At 65.8% G+C, this 21,934-nt stretch carries 23 protein-coding genes and 1 pseudogene; 5 read left to right on the top strand and 19 right to left on the bottom strand.

Annotated elements, in window-relative coordinates; genetic code table 11:
• Positions 1-221 precede the first annotated feature (221 nt).
• Genes LL06_RS02775 through LL06_RS27600 form a run of 3 tightly spaced genes read right to left on the bottom strand, consistent with a single transcriptional unit; the run spans position 222 to position 2,605 of the window.
• Positions 222-1,340, bottom strand: a complete 1,119-nt coding sequence (locus LL06_RS02775) for an ABC transporter permease (protein WP_035521862.1) — start codon at positions 1,338-1,340, stop codon at positions 222-224.
• Positions 1,337-2,035 carry an ABC transporter ATP-binding protein gene (locus LL06_RS02770; RefSeq protein WP_035521860.1) on the bottom strand — a complete coding sequence of 233 codons (699 nt, stop codon included), beginning with the start codon at positions 2,033-2,035 and terminating at the stop codon, positions 1,337-1,339. The genes LL06_RS02775 and LL06_RS02770 overlap by 4 nt, the downstream gene beginning before the upstream one ends.
• A 9-nt stretch (positions 2,036-2,044) precedes the next feature.
• A complete protein-coding gene (locus LL06_RS27600) occupies positions 2,045-2,605 on the bottom strand; it encodes an ABC transporter substrate-binding protein (protein WP_161784922.1) in 561 nt (186 codons plus the stop codon).
• Between the two features lie 295 nt (positions 2,606-2,900).
• Here LL06_RS27600 and LL06_RS02760 point away from each other — a divergent pair, with 295 nt between their 5' ends.
• The 3 genes from LL06_RS02760 to LL06_RS02750 all read left to right on the top strand — a co-directional run bounded on the left by LL06_RS02760 (position 2,901) and on the right by LL06_RS02750 (position 5,935).
• A complete protein-coding gene (locus LL06_RS02760) occupies positions 2,901-3,599 on the top strand; it encodes a ceramidase domain-containing protein (RefSeq protein ID WP_052161144.1) in 699 nt (232 codons plus the stop codon).
• A 132-nt stretch (positions 3,600-3,731) separates the two neighbouring features.
• Positions 3,732-5,309, top strand: coding sequence for a bifunctional aminoglycoside phosphotransferase/ATP-binding protein (locus LL06_RS02755; RefSeq protein WP_201772298.1), 1,578 nt, complete (start codon positions 3,732-3,734; stop codon positions 5,307-5,309).
• Between the two features lie 188 nt (positions 5,310-5,497).
• Positions 5,498-5,935: a DUF3775 domain-containing protein gene (locus LL06_RS02750; protein ID WP_052161143.1), complete on the top strand. Its 438-nt coding sequence runs from the start codon at positions 5,498-5,500 to the stop codon at positions 5,933-5,935.
• A 53-nt stretch (positions 5,936-5,988) separates the two neighbouring features.
• Here the strand turns inward: LL06_RS02750 and LL06_RS02745 are convergent, their stop codons facing one another.
• On the bottom strand, positions 5,989-6,543 hold the full coding sequence (locus LL06_RS02745) for a winged helix DNA-binding protein (protein ID WP_244447027.1): 555 nt from the start codon (positions 6,541-6,543) through the stop codon (positions 5,989-5,991).
• Positions 6,544-6,651: 108 nt separating this feature from the next.
• On the opposite strand from LL06_RS02745, the gene LL06_RS02740 reads away from it, so the two are divergent.
• Positions 6,652-7,743 carry an LLM class flavin-dependent oxidoreductase gene (locus LL06_RS02740; protein WP_035521853.1) on the top strand — a complete coding sequence of 364 codons (1,092 nt, stop codon included), beginning with the start codon at positions 6,652-6,654 and terminating at the stop codon, positions 7,741-7,743.
• Between the two features lie 61 nt (positions 7,744-7,804).
• Positions 7,805-8,260 (top strand): flavin reductase family protein, encoded by a 456-nt coding sequence (locus LL06_RS02735; RefSeq protein WP_052161150.1) that lies wholly within the window; start codon positions 7,805-7,807, stop codon positions 8,258-8,260.
• A gap of 57 nt (positions 8,261-8,317) precedes the next feature.
• Here LL06_RS02735 and LL06_RS02730 read toward each other — a convergent pair whose 3' ends face one another.
• The 15 genes and pseudogenes from LL06_RS02730 to LL06_RS02660 form a co-directional block, all read right to left on the bottom strand.
• Positions 8,318-9,985 (bottom strand): amidohydrolase, encoded by a 1,668-nt coding sequence (locus tag LL06_RS02730; RefSeq protein WP_035521851.1) that lies wholly within the window; start codon positions 9,983-9,985, stop codon positions 8,318-8,320.
• 49 nt (positions 9,986-10,034) lie between these two features.
• The gene (locus tag LL06_RS02725; protein ID WP_244447026.1) at positions 10,035-11,267 is read right to left on the bottom strand and encodes a serine hydrolase; all 1,233 of its coding nucleotides are present in this window, start codon (positions 11,265-11,267) and stop codon (positions 10,035-10,037) included.
• A 58-nt stretch (positions 11,268-11,325) separates the two neighbouring features.
• On the bottom strand, positions 11,326-12,357 hold the full coding sequence (locus LL06_RS02720; protein ID WP_035521848.1) for an extracellular solute-binding protein: 1,032 nt from the start codon (positions 12,355-12,357) through the stop codon (positions 11,326-11,328).
• A 29-nt stretch (positions 12,358-12,386) separates the two neighbouring features.
• Positions 12,387-13,163: an ABC transporter permease gene (locus LL06_RS02715; protein WP_035521846.1), complete on the bottom strand. Its 777-nt coding sequence runs from the start codon at positions 13,161-13,163 to the stop codon at positions 12,387-12,389.
• Positions 13,164-13,233: 70 nt separating this feature from the next.
• Positions 13,234-14,172 (bottom strand): ABC transporter permease, encoded by a 939-nt coding sequence (locus LL06_RS02710; protein WP_035521843.1) that lies wholly within the window; start codon positions 14,170-14,172, stop codon positions 13,234-13,236.
• Positions 14,169-15,275: an ABC transporter ATP-binding protein gene (locus LL06_RS02705; protein ID WP_052161141.1), complete on the bottom strand. Its 1,107-nt coding sequence runs from the start codon at positions 15,273-15,275 to the stop codon at positions 14,169-14,171. Before LL06_RS02705 ends, LL06_RS02710 begins: the two co-directional genes overlap by 4 nt.
• A 96-nt stretch (positions 15,276-15,371) precedes the next feature.
• Positions 15,372-16,064: a helix-turn-helix transcriptional regulator gene (locus tag LL06_RS02700; RefSeq protein WP_161784921.1), complete on the bottom strand. Its 693-nt coding sequence runs from the start codon at positions 16,062-16,064 to the stop codon at positions 15,372-15,374.
• 377 nt (positions 16,065-16,441) lie between these two features.
• Positions 16,442-16,600 (bottom strand): annotated as a pseudogene (locus LL06_RS27195) (IS6 family transposase); the annotation flags it as partial.
• A 56-nt stretch (positions 16,601-16,656) separates the two neighbouring features.
• Positions 16,657-17,901, bottom strand: a complete 1,245-nt coding sequence (locus LL06_RS02690; RefSeq protein WP_035521841.1) for an FAD-dependent monooxygenase — start codon at positions 17,899-17,901, stop codon at positions 16,657-16,659.
• Positions 17,902-17,904: 3 nt separating this feature from the next.
• Positions 17,905-18,351 (bottom strand): cupin domain-containing protein, encoded by a 447-nt coding sequence (locus LL06_RS02685; RefSeq protein WP_081963601.1) that lies wholly within the window; start codon positions 18,349-18,351, stop codon positions 17,905-17,907.
• A gap of 3 nt (positions 18,352-18,354) precedes the next feature.
• Complete coding sequence (locus LL06_RS02680) at positions 18,355-18,663, bottom strand: YciI family protein (RefSeq protein WP_052161138.1); 309 nt, start codon at positions 18,661-18,663, stop codon at positions 18,355-18,357.
• A gap of 43 nt (positions 18,664-18,706) precedes the next feature.
• Positions 18,707-19,411, bottom strand: coding sequence for an ABC transporter ATP-binding protein (locus tag LL06_RS02675; RefSeq protein ID WP_035521934.1), 705 nt, complete (start codon positions 19,409-19,411; stop codon positions 18,707-18,709).
• An 8-nt stretch (positions 19,412-19,419) separates the two neighbouring features.
• Positions 19,420-20,139 (bottom strand): ABC transporter ATP-binding protein, encoded by a 720-nt coding sequence (locus LL06_RS02670; RefSeq protein ID WP_035521837.1) that lies wholly within the window; start codon positions 20,137-20,139, stop codon positions 19,420-19,422.
• Entirely contained in the window at positions 20,139-21,038 is a 900-nt protein-coding gene (locus tag LL06_RS02665) for a branched-chain amino acid ABC transporter permease (protein ID WP_035521834.1), read from the bottom strand. The genes LL06_RS02670 and LL06_RS02665 overlap by 1 nt, the downstream gene beginning before the upstream one ends.
• Positions 21,038-21,925 (bottom strand): branched-chain amino acid ABC transporter permease, encoded by an 888-nt coding sequence (locus LL06_RS02660; RefSeq protein ID WP_052161137.1) that lies wholly within the window; start codon positions 21,923-21,925, stop codon positions 21,038-21,040. The genes LL06_RS02665 and LL06_RS02660 overlap by 1 nt, the downstream gene beginning before the upstream one ends.
• Between the last annotated feature and the right edge of the window lie 9 nt (positions 21,926-21,934).

The following is a 21,934-nucleotide window of genomic DNA, read 5'->3' as shown; positions in this document are numbered from 1 at the left end:
CCGCGACAAGACAAGCGAGCGGGATCGTGCCGGCGGCGCTCCCCGACGTGACGGACGACGCAATGACGGTTGTTGACCAAAGTGTCTTGATCACTGCGGATCTTATTTGAGGTTGGATCAGCGTCTCATCGCCACGTTCCTTGCAACCGCAAGGACGCGGAAAATGTTCCCGGAAAAATCGAAACCCGGCGGACCATCCGGCCGAAGCGGGGTGCAAGGGTTCAGCGAACGCCGCGCAAGGCGGCGGAGGGTGGGGCGCGGGTGACCCGCCAGGCCGGATAGAGCGCGGCGAGCGGCCCGATCAGCATGACCCAGGTCAGCGCTTCCGCGACGATGGCGACCGACAGATAGGGCTCCAGCAGGCCGGCCGAGATCCTGAGCCAGGAGACCAGATGCATCGCCGCCACGCCGAGGCCGATGCCGAACAGGCTGCCGAGCACGCACAGCATCACCCCCTCGACCACCACGAGCAGGCGGATGCGCGCCGGCGTCCAGCCGATCGCGGCTAGAATGCCGAATTCCTGCACCCGCTCCGACACCGACATCAGCAGCGTGTTCGCCACCAGGATCGACGAGGCGAGGATCATCACCAGCGAGACCGCCGAGGTGATCGCATCGACCGTCTTGACGAAATCCATGTTCTGGGCGAACTCGGCGCTGTCGCTCACCTCGATCACCGGCGACACCGAGGCGAGCGCCGCCTTGACGCCGGCCGCCTGGCGGGCGTCGACCGGACGGGCCAGCCGCACCTGCACCAGCGACACGCTGGCGGGCCGCCCGAACAGTTCCTGCAGGCCGGGCAGCCGGGCGACGGCAACATTCTGGTTGAACACCGAATCGGGCACCGAAATGCCGGCGACGCGGAACGGCTCGTACTGGATAAGGATCTCGTCGCCGACCGTCTTGCCGAGCGCCTCGGCAACAGCGCGGCCGAGCACCACCTCGCGGTCGCCGACGGGCGCCACCCCCTGCTCCAGGACCAGCGACCGCCACAGGAAGCTGCCGTCGGGCCAGCCGGCGACGAAGATGTTGGCCTCGTCGTCGACCTCCGCGATCGACAGGATGATGCCGGCTGCTTCCTCGACGCCGGGGACCGCATCCAGCCTCTCCACCAGCTCCTCGGAAATCGAGCTGCTGACCAGGCTGTAGGTGCCGCGCTGGGCGACGACAAAATCGCCGCCGACGTCGCCGACGCCCTGGGCATAGCCGTCCTGCAGGCCGCGCGTCAGCCCGGTCAGCGCGATGAAGCTGCCGACGGCGACGGCGATGCCCAGCACGGTGAGCGCCGAGCGCATCCTCTGGGACAGGAGATTGCGGGCCGGCAGGGTTAGCAGATTCATGGATGCGCCTCCGGCACGGGCTCACGCGCGCTGTCGAATGCGATCCGGCCGTCGACCAGCTCGACGCGCCGGGCGCAGCGCTCGGCGATCGACCGGTCGTGCGTGACGAGGACGATGGTGATCGCGGCCGTGCGCCGCAGATCCTCGAGCAGGTTGATGATGTCGGCGCCCGAGCGGCTGTCGAGGCTGCCGGTGGGTTCGTCGGCGACGATCAGCTCCGGCCGGTTGGCAAGCGCCCGCGCGACCGCCACGCGCTGGCGCTCGCCGCCGGACAGTTGCATCGGATGCTGCGCGCGGCGATCGCCGAGGCCGAGCCGGTCGAGCAGCTCGGTCACGCGGCTCGCGCGTCCCCGCGCCGGGAGGCCCTGCCACAGCATGGCGATCTCGATGTTCTCGGCCACCGTCAGCGCCGGAATGAGGTGGAAGGACTGGAACACGAAGCCGATCCGCGCCGCGCGAAGCCGCGCCCAGGCCGTCCTGCCCCGCACCGGACGCCCGTCATACAGCACCTCGCCGGCGCTGGGCTCCTCGAGCCCGCAGAGGATGTCGAGCAGCGTCGACTTGCCGCTGCCGCTCGGACCGGTGATGGCGATGAAATCGCCGCGCGCCACCGTGAACGAGACGTCGTCGAGGGCGACGATGCGGCCGTTGTCATAGTCGCGACGGCAATTTCGGAGTTCCACCAGGTGCGGCATGCGGCGGCCTCAGGTCCGGCCGTCGATTTCGGCCCGCAATTGGCGCGTCAGCGCGGCAAGCGATCCGTCGAGCGCGCGCAGCCGCGCGGCATAATTGTCCCGGCGGGCAAGGGTCAGCGACGCCCCGTTGCCGATGAGATCATACAGGCAGTAGCCGGCCCCGCACGGGCGCATCTTCCAGTCGATCCGCCGGGTGCTGCCGTCGGCGCGTATCTGCGAGGACAGAACCACGACATCGGCATGGCCGAGCGGCCTGGCGCCGGAAACCTGCAGCCGATCGTCGGGCCGGATGCGGCGGCCGAGCTCGATGGCCATGACATCGCGCAGCACCAGGGTGAATTTGCGCTTCTCCGCCGCCGACGCGCCATCCCAGGCCTTGCCGCCCACCTTCCTGGAAATCTCGGCGAGATCGAGATGGCTCTCGAGCAGCGCCGCCAGCCGCGCCACCGGCGCACCGGCGGAGGCGACGGTCGTCGCATGGATCCGTTCCACCGCGGCGATCGCGCCGTCGAGACCGGCGGCCGCGGTCTCCCGCGGGGCCAGAAAGGGGACAAGAACCAGCGCCAGCATCGCGGCCTTCGCGACGGCGCTCCGCCCGGCCGGAGCCGTGCGCCGCACTGCACATTTCAACCAAGAGGACATCAACACCCCGGAAAGCACGCCGCAGTTTTGAACGGTCATGGCCTTGCCAATGGGGTGCGACAGACACGCCCGATGGCCGCTCGACTGCGTGCTTGACATCATAGGCGGGCTGCCACTAATGCGCAAAGAAAAAGACCACTGGCGGCTGTTGTCCAATGGTCCAAGGCAGGCTGGGCATGCTCCCATCGGTACCACCGCCGCAAGGCTTCGTCCGGCATCCGTCATGACCATTGACTGGAACGAGCCGATCACCGGCGCCTATTGCGAACGGCTTGCTCCCGGCCTCCTCGGGGAGCCGCTCAACGCGCTGTCGAGCCTGCTTGTCCTGGCCATCAGCCTCCTTGCCTTCCTCCATGTCATGCGCCGCCACGCGGTCACTCCCGGGGTGATGGCCCTGATGGGCCTGGCGATCGCCATCAGCGTGGGCTCGCTCTTGCTGCACACCTTTGCCACCCGCTGGGCGGAACTGGCCGATGTGCTGCCGATCTGGGGCTTCGTCGCTGTCTACGGAGCCTTCGCGCTGCGGAACTCGCCACGGCGCCTGGCCGGCGTGCCCCTCGCCCTGGTGCTCGGCATCACCGTCTTCATCGCCGGCCTCGTGCTGTCGCTGCGCGGCACGCACATGGTGGGGGACACCGTCTCCGGGTCGACCCAGTATCTGCCGGCCCTGCTCGTGGCTGTCGCCGGGGGGCGCATGCTGTGGCGGGAACGGCACCCCTCGCTCCGGCTGATCGCGATCGCAGCGGGCCTGTTCGTGCTGTCCTTCTCCTTCCGCAGCCTCGACATCCCGCTCTGCGGGATGTTTCCCGCGGGCACCCATTTCCTCTGGCACATCACCAACTGCCTCGCCTTCGGGGTGCTGCTGGCGGCAATGATCCGCTACCCGGCAAGCGATGGAACGGCCGACCGGCCGCAGGTCTAGGGCCGGGGATCCGCTTGCGCCGGCCAGGGCGGCCTTGCCGCCTCGCCGCAGCTCCGCGAAGCCGCGACGAAAACGCGGCTTGACCGGCGGATGCATCGGACTCAAGCTGACACCGGCAGGCGCAAACGGGGATTGTCCATTGATGCACGCGATGACGAATGCTCGGGCCGGGGTGGGACCACGGTGACGCCGGATCCGACCGATCAGACGGAAACCGTTCGATTCCTCCGCGACCCGGCCACCCATGGCGTCGACACGCCGGTCGAAATGATCACCACCCACTCGGCCCACGTGTTCCTCGCCGGCAACTGGGCGTTCAAGATCAAGCGGGCGGTCAGGTATAACTACCTCGATTTCAGCACGCTTGACGACCGCCGCAAGGTCATCGCCCAGGAATTCGCCCTCAACGCCCCGTCGGCTCCCGCGATCTATGACCGCGTGGTGGCGATCACCCGCGACAGCTCCGGCCGGCTGGCCCTCGACGGCCAGGGGGAACCGGTGGAATATGCCCTGCGGATGCACCGGTTCCGTCGCGAGGACGAGCTCACCTCCATCGCCGACGCCGGCAAGCTCACGACCGATCTCGCCGACAGGCTGGGCCAGGTCATCGCCGGTCTCCACGAGGCCGCCGAGCGACGCCCCGACGATGGCGCGCTTCTGATACGGGACATCATCGCGGAGCTGCGCGAGGCCTTCGCCCCGATGCGATCGACTCTGGGAGAGGACAGGCTGGCGGAGTATTTCAGGCGCACGGACCGGGGCTTCGGCGCGGTCGCGCCGCTGCTGTCGCGCCGTGCGAGCGAGGGGCGCGTGCGCCGATGCCACGGCGACCTGCACCTGAAGAACATGGTCATGATCGACGGCCGGCCGGTGCCCTTTGACGCGCTCGAGTTCGACGAGCGGCTGGGGACCTGCGACACCTGGTACGACCTCGCCTTCCTGGTGATGGATCTGCTGCACCGGGGACTGGCCGGGCAAGCCAACATCCTGCAGAACAGCTATCTGCGGACATCGCGGGATTTCACCGGGCTCGCCGCGCAGCCGCTGTTCCTGAGCATCCGCGCCGCGATCCGCTCCATGGTCGCGGTGCAGACCCTGTCCGGCGCCGTCGACGACGCCATCGTCCGCGAGGCGAGGAGCTACCTGAAGCAGGCGATCGACTTCCTCACCCCCCTGCCGCCAAGGCTGGTGGCCGTCGGCGGGCTTTCCGGCTCGGGCAAGACCGCGGTGTCGATCCGCACCGCGCCGGCCTTGGGCTCGGCTCCCGGCGCCGTCCATCTGCGCAGCGACCTGGAGCGCAAGGCGATGTTCGGTGTCGAGCCGCTCGCCCGCCTGCCCGCCGAAGCCTATCGGGCCGAGGCCAACCGCGCGCTCTACGCCCGGCTCATGGACGCGGCGGAGCAGGTCCTTCTGGCCGGGCACAGCGTCATCGTCGACGCGACCTTCCTCGCCGCGGCCGATCGCCAGGCCGTCGCCGGGCTGGCCGGCCGTCTGCGGGTCCCCTTCGCCGGCATCTGGCTCTACTCCGACCCCGCCACGCTCGAACGCCGCGTCTCCGCCCGCACCGCCGACGCCTCCGACGCGGATGCCGCGGTGCTGCACGCCCAGCTCGAGCGCGGGACCGGGCCTGTGAACTGGACCCGGATCGACGCCGGCGGCGCGCTGGACGAAGTCGTGCGATCGGTCGCGGCGACGCTTGCCCAGGCCTGAGCGCAGACGGGATCGCGCGGCGCCTGTCTCTAACGCGCCCTGCCCCGCGAGGGTGAAAAGCCGCGGCGCCAACGGGCGGGCGCGGATTCGGGTGCCGCCGGGTCTTTACCAATCGGTCGGGCCGTTCCAGAGTGGGCGATGGCGGCAGCCGCGGAGTATCAACCGGCAACGGCAGAAGGCGAACAGCAATGAAACATCACAGCGGCGATCCAGACCAGGTCGCCATCGAGATCCCGGTCGACAAGGTCTGTTTCCTCATCATGAAGGCCAGGGAATTTGACGTGAAGGAGGAAGGGACGGACCCGGATTCGGGCTCCAACCCTTCCGACGACGCGGAGATCGCGGTGCTGGAAGACACGCCGGATGATCCGGTCGAGCAGGAGATCCGCTCCCTGATCGACGACCTGTCGGTTGACGAGCAGATAGACCTCGTGGCCCTCACCTGGCTTGGCCGCGACGATTACGACGCAAGCGAATGGACCGAGCTCCGCCTCGAGGCCGCCGGGGCCCACAACAGCCGCACCGCCGACTATCTTCTCGGCGATCCGCTGATGGGAGACCACCTGGCCGAGGGCCTGGCCGCGCTCGGCTATTCCTGCGAGGACGTCGAGCGCCAATACCTCTAGGGCCGGCCGGCCGCCGCCCTTTGCCGCGCGGGCATCACCGGCCTCGCCGCGCTTCAGCGGCGGCGGTGAGTCGCCGCCACGCGCGAGACTTCCTCGTAAATGCCCGAGAGCAGGTTGAGCGTCTGTGTCGCCGCACGCAACCGCTCGGCCAGGTCGGGAACATCGGCGACGGCGGCGATCAGCAGGCGCCGGCGCAAATCGCCATAGGCTTCCGTGACGGCGCGGCCCCGGTCGGTGACCTGATAGGTCACGCCCGAGCGGCCGGAGCCTTGGCGGTGAACCAGCCCGCCACCGATCAGCTTGCGCAGGCTATACTGTATGTTGGGGACATCATCGCGGTTGGTCAGCCGCGCCAGGTCCTTGATGGTTTTCGGCCGCTCATTCATGCGGATGATGTGCAGAAGCGCGTTCTCGGGGCCGGAGGCCGAAAAATCGACCACGCCCGCCAGACATTCCGATTGCCAGCGCCCGAAGCCTTCGAAAGTCCGCATCAGCGCGAACTCCAGCTCCGTCGTGCCGACCTCGATGTCGCTCCTGGCCAGATGCCAGCGATAGTCCAGTGCGCCAGGCGCCGGCTCGTCTTCGGGCGGCATGGGGCCGTTGGTCATGGGTTGCTCCTCGATCTCGATTAAATTTTACGCCTAAAGCTTATTGACGCAATCGGATTTTAAGATAGACTTTCTATCATAAATTAAACCAATAAAGGAACAGCGACGATGACAAGGAACATGATGCTGGCGGATTACCGCTTTCTGCTGGGGACATTCTCCTCGAACTGCTCATCGGGGATGAGCGTGACCAAGGTCGAGGAACGGTGGGACAATTCCTGGGCAAACAACCTGGCCCTCGGCCATCTGCTCGACGAGGCCGGCATTGACTTCATGCTGCCGATCGCCCGCTGGATCGGCTATGGCGGCGAGACCGATTTTCACGGCGGCGTGCTTGAAACCATGACCTGGGCGGCCGGACTGCTGGCCTCCACCAAGACCATCTCGGTTTTCGCCACCATCCACACGGCGGCCAATCACCCCGTGGTGGTGGCCAAGCAGATCGCCACGATCGACCATATCGGCAATGGCCGCGCCGGACTGAACATCGTCGCGGGCTGGAACAAGCCCGAATACGAGGCGCTTGGCCTGACCCTGCCGGACGATCACGAAACCCGCTACGGCTACGCGCAGGAATGGTTCGACGTGGTCCGCAAGCTCTGGGCGTCGAAAGATTATTTCGACTGGGACGGCGCCTATTTCAAGCTCAAGGGCGTGCACGGGGACCCGCTGCCGGTCCGCGGCTCGGTGCCGATCATCAATGCCGCCGGCTCGCCGCAGGGACGGGAATTCGCCACCGACAACGCCAATTTCCTGTTCACCCCGGCGATCGACCTGGCGCGCTCGACCGAGGAGATCCGGGAGCTCAAGGACCAGGCCAAGGCCAAGGGCCGCAAGGTCGATGTGCTGACCTTCTCCCATGTCATCTGCCGTCCCACCGAGGAGGAGGCGCTTGCCTATCTCGAGCACACCGCCAAGACCCATGCCGACTGGGAAGCCGTCGACAATCTCGTGCGGCTGCAGTTCGCCCATGCGCACAGCTTCCCGCATGATCTGCTGGCGCTGATCCGCGACCGCTTCGCCATGGGCCATGGCGGCTTCCCTCTCATCGGCACGCCGGACCAGGTGGCCGAAGGCATCCTGTCGCTGCACCGCGCCGGGTTCGCCGGCACCACCCTGTCCTTCGTCGATTACGTCAAGGAATTCCCCTATTTCCGCGACACCGTCCTGCCCAAGCTCGATGCCGCCGGCATCCGCTGAGCGCGAGGGAGGCGCGGACGCCGGCGAGCGTCCGCCCTCGGCAGGCGAATTCCGCGACGCCATGCGGAATTTCGTCGGCAATGTCAGCGTGCTGACCGCAGGGAGCGGCGACGACCGGTCGGGGCTGGTGGTGACATCCGCCATCTCGCTGTCGGCCGATCCGCCGCTGCTGCTGGCCTGCGTCAATCGCGCCTCGTCCACATGGCCGCTGATCGAGCGATATGGCTGCTTCGGCTGGTCGGCGCTGGGTGCGGGTCATCAGGCGGTGGCCGAGCGCTTCACCGGCTTCGGCGGCGCCAAGGGGCCAGAGCGCTATGCCGGGGCGTCCTGGATCAAGGCCACGACCGGCGCGCCGCTGCTGGAAGACGCGGCCGTGGGCATCGATTGCACGGTCGAGGAGATGATCGACCGCGCGACCCATTCGATCATCATCGGCCGGGTGCGGGAGATCCGTACCCGTCCCGGCCAGGGCGCGATGATCTACTGGAACGGCGCCTTCCGCGGCCTGGCGGAATGACACTGCGGGACCGGCGGCGGGCAAAATCCCGCCGGTTCCGCCTTCTACCGCCGGCTCTCAGTCTCCGGCCCGGAACACCACCCGTCCGCCGCAGATCGTGACCGTGACCGCAGCATGCCTGATCTCGTCGTGATCGGCGATGACCGCGAGATCCCGGTCGAGGATCACCAGATCCGCCACCTTGCCGACCTCCAGCGAGCCCTTGTAGCTGTCGCTCCGCTCGGCATAGGCGCCGCCGAGCGTATAGCCCCTGAGCGCGGCATCGAGCGAGAACCGCTGATCCGGCACGTCCGCCGTCCAGGCGGCCCGCGTCACGGCCGCGTGGATGCCCTTGAGAACCGAGATGTCCGACACCGGCCAGTCGGACGCCAGCGCGATCGCGGCACCAGTGGCGGCGATCTTCTGCCAGGCAAAGGCGTCGCCCCACCGGTCACGGCCGATATTGCCCAGGGTCGGCTCCAGCGGCAGGCCGCTGCATCCCGGCGCATGCGGCGGCTGGATAGAGGCGACCACGTCAAGCTCGGCGATGCGGGCGAAATCGGCGTCATCGACCAGTTCGAGATGCTCGATGCGATGACGCAGGCCGGAAGCGCCATTGGCCGCGCGCGCCGCCTGATAGCCGTCCAGCACCCGGGCCACCGCCGCGTCACCGATCGCATGCACCGCGATCTGCAGTCCCATCGCATCGATCCGCGTCGCGAGCGCGGCGAATGTCTCCGCCGAAAACCGCCCGTGCGAGCGGTATCCAGCCTGACCCGGGTAATCGTGCTTCATGAAGGCGGTGCGGCTGTCGATGACGCCGTCCATGAAGAATTTCACGAAGCCCGACGCCAGCCACTCATCCGACCAGCGGGCCCGCATGGTGAGCGCGGTCTCAAGGTCATCGGGCTTCATGTCGGGCACATAGTGGAACGGCACCCGCACGCGGGCGGTCAACTCCCCCGCCGCGCGGAGCTCTTCGAGCAGGTCCAGCGTGTAGACATTGCCGTCCATGTTGACGATGGAGGTGATGCCGTGTCGCGCCGCGTGCGCCAGCCCGCGTTTGAGATGGGCGAGGTCAATGGCGCGCTCGGCGGATGAGGGGGCGGAGTCCGGTTCGCGGCCGCTTGCCAGGCCCAGCATGGTCCGCTCCTGTCCGCCGAGCCGCATCACCGAACTGTAGGCCTCCGGTTCCAGCAAGGTGCCCGTGGCCAGGCCATCGGCGCCCATCACCACCTCGTGCCCGTCTGAGGTCTCGAGCCCGTGCAGCACGCCTGCCGCTTCCAGTGCTGCGGTGTTGGCCCAGACCGTATGGTGATCGTGGGCCATCAACGCCACCGGCCGGCCGGGCAGGATCCGGTCGAGAACCAGGCGCGGCGCCGTGTCGCCGAAAATCCCGTAATCCGGACCCTGTCCGACGAGAAGCGGCGCATCCGGCCTGGTGGCCGCGAAAGCGGTCAACTCGCTGGAAAGAATCTCGAGGTCTGCGCATCCATCGAGCTGCAGGTTCTGAAGCTCCGCGCCGCCGATGAACAGGTGCATGTGGCTTTCGATGAAGCCGGGCAGCACTGTCGCCCCGCCGGCATCAATGACCTGTGTGCCGGCTCCGGCGAGGCGGGCAACCTCCGAAGCCGAGCCGACAGCGACGATGCGGCCGTCCGTGACCGCCACCGCCTCCGCCCGTGGCAGATCCGGATCCATGGTCAGCACAGCCCCGTTGGTAATGATCAGATCTGCAAGTGCCACGGCTCAATTCCCTTGCCTGTTGTCGTTCTCACCTCAAGATCCCGCAGGTTTACGGCTCGCTCACCGCCGACCGGATCGCGTCGATGGCGCGGAACGTGTCACGGGTCAGCGACGGAATCACATAATCCGGCCAGGTCGACAGCTTTACCACCAGCAATTCGATCTTGGGATCGACGTAGATCAACTGGCCGAACACGCCGCGGGCGCAGATGTCGCCCCTGTCCGCGTCGCGGATCCACCAGAAGCGGCGGTAGGCTCCACCCGGCAGGACGGCTGTGTAGGGATCGCCAAAGACCTCCCGGTTGCCGCTGCGGATACCATCGATCCAGGCTGCCGGGACAACCTGCCGCCCGTTGGCCCACCCGCTGCCGAGCATCAGCATCCCCAGGCGCGCATAGTCGCGCAGTGTCGCGTTGAAGCCGCCATCGGCAAGCGCGGTGCCAGCTTCGTCGACGGTGAAATAGGCATCGCGATCCGCGCCGATGGGTTGCCACAGATGCTGGCTCACCAGTTCGGCAAGGGATTTGCCGGCGGCACGTTCCAGCACCCAGGCGACGACGTCCGTCTCGATCGAGCGGTATTCGAACGCCCCGCCATGCGGCCTGAGCTTCGGCAGGCTGAGGATCACCTCGCGGATCGTCGGGCGCGGTGCGTTGGCGACATGCGGGCGCCAGCCGGAGGCGATGTCGATCCGGGTCATGTCGCTGCCCGGCAGGTTGTAGTCCTCGGTGAAGCGGACGCCCGAGCGCATGTCGAGCACCTGGTCGAGCGTCGCGTCGGCATAGCCGCACTGCGCCAGCTCGGGCACGATGTCTGCCAGCGGCGCATGCAGGTCGACCATGCCATCGGATGCGAGAATTCCGGTCAGCAGACCGACGACGGATTTTGCCACGGACTGCGACAGATGCAGCGTTTGCGGCGCCATGCCGTTGAGATAGCGCTCGAAGACAATGCGGTTCCTGTACATCACCAGGAAGGCATCGCCATAGCTCTCGCCCAGGAAGCGGTCGAGGGACACGGTCGCGCCATTCTCGCGCTCGAACCGGATTTCGCCCAGTTCCTCCGGCGCTTCAGCCAAAGCACTCGCCGGTCCGAAGCCGCGGAACACGTCCACCGTCGGTATCAGGCTGCGGACATTCTGGAATGCCCAGCGGTTGAAAGGTGGAAGGTCCCAGTTGGCAAGCGTCGGGCGCTTCTCCGGCGGGGGAGGAAACCCCTGCATGATCCCCAGTTGCCGGGCGGTCCTGGGCATAACCGGTTCAACCTTTCCGGTGTCGGACATGGACATACTTTCTCTGGTGGGGGACGGCGCGCGGGCGGCCCGCGCGCCGGGTTCGGGCCTACTGCTTAAGCTGGGTCCAGATCTTGTTGTACAGATCGACGACTTCCTGCGGGCAAGGCGTCACGAAGTCCGGTTCGGGAGCACCGGCGGGCATGACGATCTCGGGCGCGGAGAGCATCTCCGGCTCCATGAACTTGTCGCTGCCCAGGATGCCGTTGGCATAGCGGGCGAAGTTCGACGTCAATCCGGCGTTCTCCGGCTCCATCATGAAGTTGATGAACAGCTTGGCGTTTTCGAGATTGGGCGCGCCCTTGAGCACGGCGACATTGTCCATCCAGCCGGTGAAGCCCTCTTTCGGATAGGCGTATTTCAGCGTCGGCCGCTGCGCCCGGGCCCGCATGGCGGCGCCGTTCCAGCTCTGGCTGATGTCGACGTCCTTGGAGGTGAGCTTCTCGATCACGGCATAGTCCATCGTCCGCCAGTGCGGCTTGGCCTTGGAGAGCAGGGCAAGCACTTCGCGCAGTTCGTCCTGGTTGCCGTTGCAGCGTCCGTAGCCGAGATAGCGCAGGCCGGCATTGATCACGTCGTTCATGTCGTTGAGCATGTTGATCCGGCCCTGGAGCACTTCCGGCGGATCGAACAGCAGGGCCAGCGTGTCGATGTCGCCGTCATAGACGGCCGTGTCGACGGTGAACGAGGTGGTGCCCCACTGGTAGGGGACCGAATAGTTGCGGCCCGGATCCCACCAGACATCGACCCATTTCGGATCGACATTCTTGAAGTTCTCCATCGTGTTCGGCTTGACTTCCTCGAGCAGGCCTTCGCCGATCATCACCTTGACCATGTAGTCGCCCGGCACGACGATATCGTAGCCGGTGTCGCCCGCCTTGACCTTGGCGAGCATCGCCTCGTTCGAATCATAGCCGTCCAGGTTGACCTTGACGTCGAACTTTTCCTCGAACTTCTTGATCATCTCGGGCGAGGTGTAATTGCCCCAGTTGTAGATGTTGAGTTCGCCCGCGGCCATGGCCGCAGACGACGCGAATGCCACGGCGGATGCGGTGGCGAGAAGCCTCAATACGGTTTTCATCCTTGTTCCTCTCTTTCCTTTTTTCCGTCCTATCGCTGCATGCGCCGCTGCACGACAAACAGCAGCATGACCAGCAGAACCGAGACCGCGACCAGGATGGTCGAGACGGCATTGATCTCGGGCGTGACCCCGCGCCGGATGGCGCCGAGAATGTAGATGGGAAGCGTGGTCTCCCCCGGTCCGGCAATCATCAGGGTGATGATCACGTCATCGAGCGAAACGACGAAGGCGAGCATCGCGCCGGCAACGATGCCGGGACCGAGCAGCGGCAGCGTCACAAGGGTGAAGACCTTCAGCGGCGGCGCGTAGAGATCCGCCGCGGCCTGTTCCAGCGTCAGCGTCATGGTCTCGAGCCGGGCGCGGATCGGCATGTAGGCAAACGGAATGCAGAAGGCCGCATGCGCCAGCATCAGGTAGCCGATGCCGGTAAGCCCGGTGATCTTCTTGACCAGCGCGAACAGCGACAGCGTTGCGATGGCCGTGACGATCTCGGGGATCATCAGCGGCTGGTTGATGATCCCGTAGACCAGCCCCTGGCCGGCGAACTTCTTTGTCCGGGTCGTCGCCAGCGCCGCCATGGTGGCGGCGATCGTCGAAATGACCGTGGCAAACAGCGCGATCTTGACCGACACCCAGGCCGCATGGCGGATCCCGTCATTCTCCAGCGCCTTGGCGTACCAGTCGAGCGAAAATCCCGTCCACAGCACCACCGACCGGTTCTCGTTGAAGGAAAAAACGATCAGCACCAGGATCGGCAGGTAGAGCGCAACGATGCACAGCCAGGCGGTTGCTGTGAACCCGGGCATCGCCTTGAGATCCCGGGCCGGCCTCCGGCGGCGGCGCGGTTCTGGTGATGCCGGCATTGCCGTGGTCGGGTCAGCCATTCCTCGAGGCTCCCTTTCTCGCGGCGAGGGCATTGGCCAGCAGCACCAGGATGACCAGCGCCATCAGGATCAGCGCGGCTGCCGAGCCGAAAGGCCAGTTGCGCGAGGCGCCGAACTGCATGGCGATCATGTTGCCGATCATCAGCTTCTTGCCGCCGCCCAGCAGTTCGGGCGTGATGTAGGCGCCGAGACCGGGGATGAAGACCAGGATGCAGCCGGCGACAATTCCGGGCTTGGCCAGCGGAACGATGACATGAAACAGCACTTTCAGCCGGTTTGCATAGAGATCGTAGCCGGCCTCGACCAGGCTGAAGTCCAGCTTCTCGAGGCTCGCGTAGATCGGCAGCACCATGAACGGCAGAAACGAGTAGATCAGGCCGATGAACACCGCGGTGTCGGTGTAAAGGATGGTCAGCGGCGACGAGATGATCCCGGCCTTCATCAGCATGATGTTGATGAGGCCTTCGTCGCGGATGATCAGCAGCATGGCGTAGGTGCGGATCAGCAGGTTGGTCCAGAACGGCAGCGTGATCAGGAACAGCCAGATGTTGCGCTGCTCGCGCGGCTTCGTCGCAATGAAATAGGCGGTCGGAAAGCCAAGGATGAGCGCGCCCAGCGTGGCGCCCAGTGCGAGCCCGATCGACCTGAGGAAGATCGACACATAGGCGGAGTTGAAGACCAGCGAATCATCGAAGATGTCGCGCTGGAACAGGAACTGCACGTAGCTGTCGGTGCTGAATTCCCAGGTCACACCGCCATAGGTGCCCGGCGTCAGGAACGAATAGACGACGGTGATTGCGAGCGGCAGGATGCTGATGGCGAGGATGAGTGTCAGCGCCGGGGCAAGCAGCCAGGCCCGGGTGAGGCGCTCGTTGCGCCGGTTCTGGGCGATCGCCGCCGCAAGCGCCGTCTGGGCCTCCCGGTCGCTCATTCCAGCACCCGTATCAGCTCGGGCTGCAGGACGGCGCCGATGGTGGCGCCGGGCTGGTACCGGCCTTCGTCGACCGCGCCCGGATTGCGGACCACGATTTCCTCGCCGGTTCCGAGCCGAAGGTGGAGATTTGTCGCCGCGCCGAAATAGACGATGGTCTCGAGAACGCCGGTGAGCGTCGGTGCCTCGGCCGCGCCCGCCAGCCGGACATTCTCGGGCCTGATCGCCACGCTGACCTCGCCCGACCGTGCCGATGCCGTTCCGAGATGCGCGGAAACCCTGGTCCCGTCTTTCAGCCGCACCCTCGCCAGATCGCCGTCCGTGTGTTCGAGCGTTCCTTCGAGAATGTTGATGTCGCCGATGAAATCGGCCACGAACCGGTGCGTCGGACGGTCATAGATGTCGCGCGGCGTGCCGGTCTGCAGGATCTTGCCGGATTTCATCACCGCGATCCGGTCCGACATGGTGAGCGCCTCTTCCTGGTCGTGGGTCACGAACACGAAGGTGATGCCGGTCTCTGCCTGCAGGCTCTTCAGCTCGAGCTGCATGTTCTTGCGCAGCTTGAGATCGAGTGCCGCCAGCGGCTCGTCGAGCAGCAGCACCTTGGGCGCCGGCGCCAGCGCCCGGGCCAGCGCCACGCGCTGCTGCTGGCCGCCCGAAAGCTGGTCCATCCGGCGTCCGGCCATGGCCTCAAGCTGAACCAGCGCCAGCATCCGCTCGGTCGTTTGTCTGATCTCCGCCGCCGGCTTGCCGAGCATCCTGAGCCCGAAACCGATGTTCTCGGCCACCGTCATGTGCGGAAACAGCGCGTAGTTCTGGAAAACCGTGTTGATCGGACGCCGGTGCGGCGGCTTGTCCGTGATATCCTGCCCCTGCAGCGCGATCGACCCGTGTGTCGGCAGTTCGAAGCCCGCGATCAGCCGCAGCAGGGTTGTCTTCCCGCAGCCGGACGGACCGAGCAGCGTGAAGAACTCGTTCTCGAAAATGTCGAGTTCGACGCTGTCGAGCGCGGTGACCGCGAACTCTCCCTGTCCGAAGGTCTTTGACAGGGCCCTTGCCGACACCGCGGCCTTCCGGTCTCTGGCGATTTCTGTTCCGGTCATCCGTAAAATCCGCCCCCGCCGATCTGGCTCACCATCCATGCAAGAAGGCTAGGAGCCGGGTGCGCGCGGGTAAATACCCCGAAGGGGATAGGCCGTTCAGCTCAGGACCGAGCGCAGGAAGTTCGACAGGAGTTCGGATTGCGAGGAAATCGAAAGCTTCCGGTAGATGTTCTTCCGGTGGATCTTGACGGTGCCGACCGTGATGCCGGCCATCGCCGAAACCGACGCCGACGAGTGGCCCTTGAGAATGAGCGTTGCCACCTCGCGTTCGCGGGCAGTCAGGATTCCTTCGCCGAAGGCATCGAGCGCCGCAGTCAGCGTCCGATCGGCCGGTGCGGTCCCTGCATGGACCGGTGTGGTGTGGCCGCGCTCGAAATGCTTGCCGGTGAGAGCGGCTATGACATCGATCCTGGCCTCAAACGCCCGCACGGACCGGGCGCTGAAGCGCGGCTCATCCCCGAGCCGGCCGAGCGAGAAGAAGACCGCACCCTCGCCTTGCGGAACCAGGATGGCCATTTCGTCCCTGAGCGCGATGTTCCGGTAGTAGCGGCGGTAATAGGTCGACCGCATGAACTGGTCCGGTGCGATGTCGCGCAACCGCATCGCGCCATGGGTCCGGCCGGAGAGGAAGACGTCGTACACGGGATCGAGAAGATAGGCACTGTCCAGGTACTGGTCGACGACATCGCGGTGCCGCTCGACCCTGACATTGTCATAGATATGGTCCGGCGGCCGGTTCCTGTGCAGTCGCGTGATGAAGGCGCCGCTGAACGGCACGATCTTTCGCATGTAATCAAGAATTGCCGGAAAAAAGTCAGCCGTGTTGATCGCGGCTATCGCGCGAGGCAAGTCTGTCGCCGTCTCATGGAGGAAATTTTCATTCCCTCGCTGTGTGCTGCTCAATCCCGCATTCCCAAAAAATGGCTTACGATTGTGCATGTCTCCAGCCACGATCGGAGCCTCCGCCGCGTCTGGTAAGGAGTTCGGTGCAGAGCCTTCGGTTTTCCTGGCACTCCGCGAACGACGTCCAAAACCGGGTCCGGCGCGTCCCGTTGCACGAAACGCTCGGCAACGTCTCAGCGCTCATTAAACAAGGTGCTCACCCATTTTGTAAGCCACGAAATCCAAGGTTTGACAACCTGGCTATTGCGCCCGGATCTCGCGGCCCATTCCGACACCGTTTGAGATGCGACATCGATCTCGCGCTCGGCAAGTGGGTCCTCGACGTCCCGCAGGCGCAGCCGGAAGCGGTGAGAGAGCCCTGCGGCATGCGCGATGATCTCGGCAGGAAAGCGATGCCGCGGTTTGGTTGGACGATGCGCGATGTCGAGATCGCTGAAGGCGGCCTCGAACTCCTCCACCGCCAACGGAAAACGTGGGGTCACCGCATCTGTTCGGTGGCAAAGCCTGCAAGCCTTGAGTAGCCGTTGACGATCGCATCCCGTTCCTTGAACGGCAGGATCGCCTCTATATCCTCGAACTTCTGCCCGGGCAGGTCAGCGATGCGGGCTTCAACCTCGTCAATCACGCGCTCCGGGCCGCCGGTCCGGTTGCCGGCCACAACCTCGTTGACGGAGGAAAGCCGTTCGGCTTCGTAGGCCAGCAGGATCGCCGCCGGATCGCCGCCAGCGCCACACAGCCGCCCCAGCGCCCGCGCATCGAGAATGGCCTGTGCGGAACCGTTGGCGCCAAACGGATACATCGGGTGGGCCGCATCGCCCAGAAGCGTGACGCGGCCGCGTGTCCACGTCTCAAGCGGATCGCGGTCGCACATCGGGAAGTCCCAGAACACCGGCGTGGCATCGACCATCGCGCGGATGTCCGTCTCCGGCACGGTGAAGTCCTCAAGGATCGGATGCAGAACCTCTGCCTGCGCCTCGCGGTTCCAGTCCTCGCGTCCGGGCGCGGGCGCGCCGGGATCTGCCTGCCGGACCACGCAGGCCCAGTTCATCAACTGGGTCTCCGGCGTCTTGCCGGGACCGATCGGATAGAAGATGAATTTCCGGCTGGTGCCGCCGCTGTTGATGATCGTGTGCCCGTCCAGCACCTTCGGCCAGTCCACCGACCCGCGCCAGAGCATCAGCCCCGACCAGCGCGGGGCACCCTCGTCCGGCTTCAGGTGGCGGCGAACGGCGGAATGGATGCCGTCGGCGCCGATCAGCACGTCGCCCTCGGCCGTGAAGGTGCTGCCGTCGCTTCGGCGCAAGGTGACCGAGACGCCATCGCCCCTGTCTTCCACGCCATCGAAGGCCGCATCGAGGGCCAGCGTCCCTTCGGGCAACCGCTCGGCCACGGCGTCGAGCAGAACCCGATGGATGTCGGCGCGGTGCGCGGTGATCTGCGGAACGTCATAGCCCGCGGCCAGGCCGCGTGGCGCGTTCCAGACTTCCTGGCCGCCGCGGGTTCGGAAGATCATCCGGTCGGTCCGCACGCCCAGCGCATCGAGCCGCTCCATCAGCCCCAGTTCGTTCATCGCGCTGATGGCGTGGGGAAGCATGGTGATGCCGACGCCCAGTTGCAGGATCTCGGGCGCCTTCTCGAAAACCTGACAGGGCACACCGTGCTTGTGCAGATAGAGCGCGGCGGTGAGACCGCCGATGCCGCCGCCGACAATGATGACCTTCATGGTTCAGCCCTCCGCCCGGCGCCTGGCGACACGCGCGTCGAGCTCTTCGGTGTCGAGCTCGGGCATCAGGACGACATTTTCCTGCTCGCGTGGATCGTTCCGCGCGGTGAGCGCGGTGGCAGGCTCGCTCTCGGACAGATTGAACGCCATGTGCGGCACCTCGGCGGGGATAAAGCAGAAGCTTCCCGGCTCCATCAGGCTTTCGTTTTCGAGATTGGGCCCGTGCAGCAGCACGATCTTGCCGGACATCGTGTAGATCGCGGTCTCGTAGTCCTTGTGGCGATGCGACTTGGCCCGTCCGCCGGGACCAAAGGCGGTGACATTCAGGGACAGGTGCTTGGCGCCGGTGGAGTTCTCGGAGACACCGAAGAACTGCGGCATGCCCTGCTTGGCCTCGGTCTTGTTCTTAGGGGTGAATACCATCACTTCTGTACCGTCTGGGCTACTCATGGCTCATTCCTTTCCTGTATCAGTCGGTCTTTTGGGCAGGGGTGCCCGGTTCCACTGCAGCACGCGGTAGTCGGGCCTCAGCCCGGCCTTGCAATAGGGGTCGCCGTCGGCGAGCGCCTGTGCTTCGGCGAGGCTTTCCGCCTCGATCACCCAAAGCGAGCCGCAGAAGGGCAGATCGGCGCCTTCGCGCAGTCCGCCCGCGTCGGTGATGCGGTCGCTGCAACCGGCGAGATAGTCGAAGTGGTCCCGGGTCAGGCCGGGATCGATCTGCGCCGGTTGCACGTCGTCGAAGAAGATGGCTACGAAGCGCATCCGGGATCCTTTCGATGATGATCGGTGTCGGTGTCCATTTCCCTCACATCCCCAGATAGGCGCGCCGCACATCGTGCGAATCGAGCAGTTCTGCGCCCGGTCCCGACAGCGCAACGCGGCCGTTTTCCAGGAGATAGGCCTGGTCGGCGAGTTCCAGAGCGACCCTGGCGTTCTGCTCGGCGAGCAGGATGGTGAAGCCGGATGCGCGCAGTTCCCTGATGGTCTCGAAGACCTGCTTCACCATCACCGGCGCCAATCCGAGCGTGGGTTCATCCATCAGGATCAGGCGCGGCCGGGCCATCAACCCCCGTCCGAGCGCAAGCATCTGCTGTTCTCCGCCCGACATGAGTCCGGCATGCTGGCTGCGTCTCTCCTCGAGCCGCGGGAAGCGGCGGAAGACGTCGGCCAGCATCTCCGAGTGGCCTGAACGCGCCGCGGGCGCGATGGCTCCGAGGCGCAGGTTCTGCTCCACGGTCATGCCGGGAAAGACCAGCCGCCCTTCGGGGATCAGCGACAGGCCGGAATTGACCCGGTCGTGGCTGGGCGCCCGCGTGATGTCGCGCCCTTCGAACAGGATCGCGCCACCGATGGGCATCATCAGCCCGGCGACCGATTTCATGATCGTCGTCTTCCCTGCACCATTGGCGCCGATCAGGGTTGTGACGCTGCCTGGGGCGACGTCGAAATCGACGTCGAACAGCACCTGCACCGGCCCGTAGGCCGCGCGCAGATTACGAACCGAGAGCATGGGGGCGATCATCCGAAATACACCTCCGCGACGCGCTCGTTCCGGCCGATTTCCTCGGGAGTGCTGAAGGCAATGCACTCGCCGTGATCGAGCACCAGGATACGGTCCGAGAGCGTCATCAGCGCTCCGATCACGTGCTCGACGATGACGAAGGTAAGATCCCGCTCGGTCCGCAGACGGCGCAGGGTGTCGAGCATGGTGCCAACCTCCGTGGGATTGAGTCCCGCCATCACCTCGTCGAGCATCACCAGTTGCGCGCCCGTCGCCAGCGCACGGGCGATTTCCAACCGCTTCTGCCCGGACAATGTAAGCCGTCCCGCATCGAGATGACGCCGGTCCGCAAGGCCCACGGCGTCCAGCGCGTCGTCCACGATCTGCGCGGCTTCTGTGGCCGAGAGCTTTCGCGCGCGGCCATATAGGGCGGCGACACGCAGGTTTTCGGCCACGGAGAGGCCTGCGAAGGGGCGCACGATCTGGAAGGTTCGGCACAGGCCGAGGCGGCAGATGCGGTCGGGCGACAGACCGGCCAGGCGCTTGCCATCGAAGACAACCTCCCCGGTCGTGGGCGGGATATGCCCGGCGATGACGCTGAACAGCGTGGTCTTGCCGGCGCCGTTTGCGCCCATGAGGCCGAAGATTTCACCCTTGTTCACCTGCAGGCTGACGTCGCTGAGCGCCATCAGGCCGCCAAAGCGCTTGCTCACCCCCTTGATATCGAGAAGCGTCATCACCGTGCCCCCCCGATGCGCCCGACGAGCCCCGAAAGGCCGCGCGGGACGAAGAGAACGAAGACGATCAGGGTCAGGCCGAGAACGATCATGTAAAGTTGCGGCAGGGTCGACCACAGAAGCTCGGAAAGAAGCGCAAAGCCCATCGCGCCGAGGATCGGGCCGCGAACGCTGTCGGTGCCGCCGACGAGTGCCATGGTGACGATGGTGAAGGAAATCACCGGATCGAAGGCCTGCGCCGGCTCGAAATAGCTGGTGCGCAGCAGGGCAAGACCGCCCACCGCGCCGGGAATGGCGGCAGAGGCGATGAAGGCCAGAAGCTTGAGCCGCGTCACCGGAACGCCGATCGTCTGGGCTGCCACCTCGTCTTCCCGTATGGCTGCCAGGCCCGCTCCAAAGCGCGAGTGGCGGATGGCGTAGGCGCCAAGCGTCGCCAGCACGGCAAGGCCGACCATCCACCAAAGCAGCACCTCCTGTGCCGGCACGTCGAAGATCATCCGTCCGAAGCTGCCGAGCGCGGACTCAATCCGCATGACAACGTGGCGCACCAGTTCCGACAGGCCGTAGGTCAGGATCACGAAATACGGCCCGCGAACCCGCAGCACCGGGAGGCCGATCAGGGCTGCAAACAGCGCCGCGGATCCGGCGGCGGCAAGAATGGCAAATTCGAACGGAATAATGCCCGTGAGCAGCACACAGACATACGCCCCGACCCCGTAAAACACCGCATGGCCAAGCGAGAGATAGCCTGTCGTTGCAGAGAGCATCGACCAGCTCTGGGCAAGGGCAATCCACATTGCGACCTGGAAGACGACGCCCATCAGGTAGGTGCTGCCGAAAAAGGGAACCGCTGCACCGAAGCCGGCAAGGGCGATCCAGAGGGCTGAGCCGAGCCGCATCACGACCGCACCGCCTTGGTGAAGATGCCCTCGGGCCGGACCATCAGCACGCCAACAAACAACCCGTAGATCAGGATCGAGCGGTAGCCCGGCGAGGTCAGCGCGATGCCGAAGGTCTCCACCAGACCCAGGCAGAAGCCGGCGAGAATCCCCGCCCCGATATTGCCGAGGCCGCCGATGATGATCACCACGAACGCCACGATGGTGAAAGGGAAGCCCATGAACGGCGTGATCTGTTCGGTCATGCTCACCAGCACGCCCGCCATCCCCGCCACGGCAAAGCCGCCGCAGATGGTCAGAAGCTGGACGCGGTTCAGGTTGACGCCAACGACCTGCGCCGCCTCGCGCCGCTCGATCACGGCCCTGAGCCCCCAGCCGAAGAGGTGAAAGCGAAGGAACAGCAGCGTGCCGAAACAAATGGTGGCGGCCACGCCGAGCGACAGGAGCCGGTTGCCGGTCATGCTGATGCCCTGCCAGGTGATGACGGTGTCAAGGTACTGATAGCCGCGCGAGGTCGAGGAAAAGGCAAGTGCCGTCAGGTTCTGCAGGATCACCGAGATGCCGTAGAACAGGATCAGCGAATTGGCCTCGACCCGCTTTGCGAGGTCGGGCTTGGCCAGCATCCGGCGGAAGAGGCCCGCATACACGGCCCAGCCCAGAAGCGCGCAGAGTGCGGCGGCGAGGACAAGCGAGACCAGGGGCGGGACGGCGAAGAGAGAGAACATCCAGAAGGCCGTGTAGGCGCCGATCATGACCAGATCGCCGTGGGCGATGTTGAGCAGCCGCAGCGTGCCGTAGACCAGGTTCAGCCCGAGCGCGACAAGTGCGTAGAGCGATCCCGAAACGAGCGCAGCGAACAGCAGTTGTCCTGACAGTAACGTATCCACGACGATCCT

The organism is Hoeflea sp. BAL378 (assembly GCF_000759435.1).
GTDB lineage: Bacteria > Pseudomonadota > Alphaproteobacteria > Rhizobiales > Rhizobiaceae > Hoeflea.
The sequence above is the reverse complement of the archived record's forward strand: the minus strand, read 5'-3'. Positions and strand labels throughout refer to the sequence as shown.